The sequence below is a fragment of the Pseudanabaena sp. SR411 genome (genome assembly GCF_002251945.1).
Classification (GTDB): Bacteria; Cyanobacteriota; Cyanobacteriia; order Pseudanabaenales; family Pseudanabaenaceae; genus Pseudanabaena.
Genome location: NZ_NDHW01000010.1, coordinates 1 through 758, shown reverse-complemented (window position 1 = coordinate 758; position 758 = coordinate 1). Strand labels below are relative to the sequence as shown.

At 40.5% G+C, this 758-nt stretch carries 1 protein-coding gene; it reads right to left on the bottom strand.

The window, feature by feature from the left end; all coding sequences use genetic code 11:
* Positions 1–307 precede the first annotated feature (307 nt).
* A partial coding sequence (locus tag B9G53_RS27815; protein WP_141211649.1) for an HNH endonuclease occupies positions 308–758 on the bottom strand: 451 nt, incomplete at its 5' end.

Here is a 758-nt window from a genome sequence, read left to right as displayed (position 1 = left end):
GATGGTCTAGATTCGATACTTTCATCTCTGTATTAATATTTACCTCCTCTTTTTTGATTTTCGATGATTTTGATTTTCGGTAATTATTTTACCCTTCCATTACGAGCGGAATGTAGGCTCTAATAAAACTAAAACTTTCTGCACATAAAAGTATGCACTTGGGTCGCCACCATCTCCGCACAATGAATCGGTGGAACCGCCACAAACTTTTCTAGCCCTTTGGTAGAGTCGAGGTAGGGTATTGTCCCTAGCCCCTCTCTGTTAGATCTGGACGTACCCGTTTCCGTGTATCCAGCTCCCGATATTCTTAGCTTGCGCTTTTGCTCATGTGAAGATAATCATGGCAGCTTTCATGTATTGCTACAAGGTTTGTAGGCTTCCAATTATTATGATTTCCATCTACATGATGTAGATGTACTTTTTCATCACCTACGAATTTTAATCCGCAAGTTTTGCATGAATGGTTTTGCTTTTTAAGGGCTTTAGAGGTCGTGCCATCGTAGAGCTTACTGTTACGTTCGCTCCAGTAGACAATATCGCCATCGTAGGGAGATTTATCTCCTTGGACGTTGCTGTGTCTGTTTTCGGAGTAGGGAATAGCAGGAAATGCTGTATCTAGTAATTTCCTACAAGAATAGCGATCTTGCTTAAATTCCTTGTTAAAGACCTTGAATGCTCTGAATTGGATGTAATATAACGAGTTTCTTGAACCGTTCATCTTACAGAAGCGGTGGTAATTTCTCCAACCTCTAACAATC